3 protein-coding genes are annotated in these 3,263 nt (G+C 75.7%); all 3 read left to right on the forward strand.

Annotated elements, in window-relative coordinates; genetic code table 11:
* Positions 1–123: 123 nt before the first annotated feature.
* On the forward strand, positions 124–1,770 hold the full coding sequence (murJ, locus tag EHS43_RS40890; RefSeq protein WP_125195590.1) for a murein biosynthesis integral membrane protein MurJ: 1,647 nt from the start codon (positions 124–126) through the stop codon (positions 1,768–1,770).
* Positions 1,760–2,512: a polysaccharide deacetylase family protein gene (locus tag EHS43_RS40895; RefSeq protein ID WP_125195588.1), complete on the forward strand. Its 753-nt coding sequence runs from the start codon at positions 1,760–1,762 to the stop codon at positions 2,510–2,512. Before murJ ends, EHS43_RS40895 begins: the two co-directional genes overlap by 11 nt.
* Position 2,513: 1 nt before the next feature.
* A partial coding sequence (locus EHS43_RS40900) for a glycosyltransferase (protein ID WP_125195589.1) occupies positions 2,514–3,263 on the forward strand: 750 nt, incomplete at its 3' end.

Genomic DNA, 3,263 nt, shown 5'->3' on the forward strand with positions numbered 1-3,263 from the left:
GGCCCGGAGTCCGCGTACGGCGTGACCTCCGGGGAGGGGCCCGGAACCGGCACGCCCCCCAAGACCGGCCCCGGCACGCCCCTCGACACCCCGTCCGGCACGCCCCCCGGCCCAGGTGGCCCGCTGGTCGTCCCCGCGGCCCGCGGTGTCGCCGACGCGGTTCGTCCGGCTCCCGAACTGCCCCCGGTCTCCCGTCGTTTCCTCGCCAAGGCCACCGCCGTCACCGCCGCCCTGTCCGTCGCGGGGGCGCTGCTCGGGCTGGTGCGGGATCAGTCGCTGGCCCGTCTGTTCGGGGCCGGCAGCGGGACGGACGCCTTCCTGGTGGCGTGGACCGTGCCGGAGTTCGCGTCCACGCTGCTCATCGAGGACGGGCTGGCTTTCGTGCTGATCCCGGCGTTCAGCCTGGCTCTGGCCCGGCGCGCCCGGGGTGCTCCCGGTGACCCGGTCCGCTCGCTGGTCGCCGCCACCCTGCCCCGGCTGACCCTGGTCTTCGTCGCCGCGTCCGCGCTGATCGTCGCCGCCGCTCCCTACCTGGTCCGGGCCCTGGCGCCGGGCCTGCCCGACCCCGCCCTGGCCGTGGACTGCACCCGGCTCACCGCGACCTGCGTGCTGAGCTTCGGGCTCGCCGGGTACTGCAGCGCGGTGCTGCGGGCGCACCGGCGGTTCCTGATGCCGGGCGCGATCTACGTGGCGTACAACGCCGGCATCATCACGGCGATGTTCGTCCTGGGCGGCGACTGGGGGGTGCGCTCGGCCGCCGCGGGTGTCGCGGCGGGCGGTGCCTTGATGGTGGCGGTGCAACTGCCTGCGGTGTGGCGGCAGTTGCGGCACTCCCCGGTGCGCCGGGAGGAGCCCGCCGAGGCCCCGGACCGGGCGGTGACCCTGGCCCTCGTCGCCCCCGTCCTGCTCTTCGCGCTGTGCCGCCAGTCCCAGGTCCTCGTCGAGCGCTTCCTCGCCTCCCCCCTGCCCGCCGGGGCCATCTCGCACCTGAACTACGCGCAGAAGGTGGCCCAGATCCCGATGACCCTGTCGCTGATGCTGTGCACGGTCACCTTCCCGGTGGTCGCGCGGGCCCTGGCCGACGGGGACACCGAGCGGGCCCGTACCCGTGTGGAGCGGGACCTGGTGCTGGCCGCCTGCACGGTGCTGCTCGGCGCGGCCACGGTGATCGCGTGTGCCCCGCAGATCGTCGAAGTCCTCTTCCAGCGCGGCGCGTTCACCGCCCGGGACACGGCCGCCACGGCGGGCGTGATGCGCGTGTACGCCCTCGGGCTGCTCGGGCAGACCCTGGTCGGCGTGCTGATCCGCTCGTACTTCTCGGCGGGCCGCCCCACCTGGTACCCGGTCTGCGCGATGGCCGCGGGCATCGTCCTCACCTCGTGGTCCGGCGCCTGGGCGGTGGGCCCGTGGGGCGTGTCCGGGATCGCCGCCGCCAACGCCGCCGGGATCACCGTGACGGCCTCGCTGCTGCTGGCCGGCATGGGGACGACGTACCGGGGTGTCCCGCGCGGTGTCCCCGTCCGTACCCGGCAGGTGCTCGCCCGGCTGGGCCGGCCGGTGTGCGCGGCCGCGGTCGCGACGCCGGCGGGCGGGCTCGTCGCGAGCCGGGCCGGGGCGCCGCTGCCGGGCCTCCTGGCGGGATCGGCGACGGTGGCCGCCGTGTTCGTCCTGCTCGGCCTGGCCCTGGGCGTCCAGGGCTTCGCACCCGCCCTCCGTTCCGTACGGGCCGCCGTCCGTACCTTCACCCGAAGGCTCCCGCATGGCCGTTGACTCCGCCGGCGCCCGCACGGCGCCCCGCCGTGGTCCCGTCCCCTGGGTGGCGATGTACCACTCGGTGACGGACTGCCCGGACGACCCGTACCGCATCACCGTCACCCCCGACCGGCTGGAACGGCAGCTGAGGTGGCTCGCCCTGCGGGGGGTGCGGGGCGTGTCCATGGCCGAACTGCTGGCCGCTCGCGCGCGGGGCGGGGCCCGCCGGCTGGTGGGGCTCACCTTCGACGACGGATACGCGGACTTCGTCGAGCACGCCCTGCCCGTACTGCGCCGGCTGGACTTCGGCGCCACGCTCTTCGTGCTGCCCGGCCGGCTCGGCGGCGACAACGCCTGGGACCCGCTGGGCCCGCGCAAACCGCTGCTCACGGCCGACGGCATCCGGCAGGCCGCCCGGGCGGGGATCGAGATCGGCTCGCACGGCCTCACGCACGTCGACCTGACGGCGGTGGACGACCTCCGGCTGAAGGCCGAGACCGTCGAGAGCCGGGCCGCGCTGGAGGAGCTGCTGGGCGCGCCGGTGGACGGCTTCTGCTACCCCTACGGCACGGTCGACGGACGGGCTGTCGAGGCGGTCCGCGGCGCCGGGTACCGCTACGCCTGCGCCATCGACCCCGGCCCGCTCACCGGCCCGTTCGCCCTGCCCCGCCTCCACATCGGGCAGAACGACGACTCCGTGCGCCTGTTCCTGAAGTACCGGCTGCACCGGCTGCGGCGCCGCCCGGTGGGAGGTCTGTGACATGAGGGCCCTGCACATCATCACCGGCCTGGGCGTCGGCGGCGCGGAGCAGCAACTGCGGCTGCTGCTGCGCCACCTGCCCGCCGACTGCGAGGTCGTGACGCTCACCAACCCGGGCGCGGTCGCGGACGGGCTGGCCGCGGACGGGGTGCGGGTCACGCACCTGGGCATGGCGGGCAACCGCGACCTGGCCGCACTGCCGCGGCTGGCACGGCTCATCCGCCGGGGCGGCTACGACCTCGTGCACACCCACCTCTACCGCGCCTGCGTCTACGGCCGGCTCGCCGCGCGCCTCGCGGGCGTCCGGGCGGTCGTGGCCACCGAACACTCCCTCGGCGACTCGCAGATGGAGGGGCGCAGGCTCACCCCGGGCGTCCGGGCGCTGTACCTGGCCAGCGAGCGGCTCGGCCACGCCACCGTCGCCGTGTCGCCCACGGTCGCCGACCGGCTCAGACGCTGGGGGGTACCGGCCCCGCGGATCGAGGTCGTCCCGAACGGCATCGACCTGGCCCGCTTCCGCTTCGACCCGGCACGGCGACTGCGCACCCGGCAGCGGCTCGGACTGCCGGAGACCGCGTACGTCGTCGGCGGCATCGGCCGGCTCACGGCGGCCAAGCGGTTCGACGTGCTCATCCACGCTCTCGCCCGACTCCCCGAGAACTACTGGCTGTTGCTGGTCGGCGGCGGACCCGAGGAGCACGTCCTGCGGCGCACCGCGCACGAGGCGGGGGTGGCGGACCGTGTCCTGTTC

The sequence above is a fragment of the Streptomyces sp. RP5T genome, assembly GCF_003933965.1.
In the GTDB taxonomy this organism is placed as follows: domain Bacteria; phylum Actinomycetota; class Actinomycetes; order Streptomycetales; family Streptomycetaceae; genus Streptomyces.